2 pseudogenes are annotated in these 562 nt (G+C 36.1%); both read right to left on the bottom strand.

From position 1 onward, the window contains the following. Nucleotides 1-331 (bottom strand): annotated as a pseudogene (locus CWB65_RS11740) (substrate-binding periplasmic protein); the annotation flags it as partial. Between the two features lie 32 nt (nt 332-363). Beyond that, nucleotides 364-562: pseudogene (locus tag CWB65_RS11735) on the bottom strand (hypothetical protein); the annotation flags it as partial.

Genomic DNA, 562 nt, shown 5'->3' with positions numbered 1-562 from the left:
ATACTCCCATTCCAATTGGGTTTGATAAAACCGCCCATTGCTCTCGTCCTGGCAGGTTAGCAGCTAAAAATAGACCGTCAGCTTTTCCTAATTGAGTATAATAGTTAGCTCTCGCCCATGGTAAAATAATGGCGTCTACTTCATATCCTAATTTAGCTAAACTTTGATTTAAAAATTGCCAACTAGCACGATAAATTGGGTAATTCTCCATCAGCATTTTGTCATGATCGTGACCAACCGCAAACGTAATGGTTTTACCCTTTTCACTGGCATTTAACGAGCCAATGCTAAAGCAAAAAATGCAAAGTAAAATAAACACCCTACAAATCATAGTAACCTCTTATTAAAGATCTCATTAAGGGGTCAAATCTTGACTTCAGACATCAAACAACCTCGAAGCGCTTCCCACTGTAATTTAACCTGCTTATTTTCAATAATTAATGCATTTAATCTACCAACAGCTTGTGATATGGCAGAATAGTGTTTAACATTAAAAACATCTGCTAATGCCTGCAAATTTAATCCCGTTAAATCTTGGCACAATTTAATATCATACAAACGT

It is taken from the genome of Pseudoalteromonas sp. S554 (genome assembly GCF_005930865.1).
In the GTDB taxonomy this organism is placed as follows: Bacteria; Pseudomonadota; Gammaproteobacteria; order Enterobacterales; family Alteromonadaceae; genus Pseudoalteromonas; species Pseudoalteromonas marina.
This window is presented reverse-complemented; position numbering and strand designations above follow the sequence as displayed.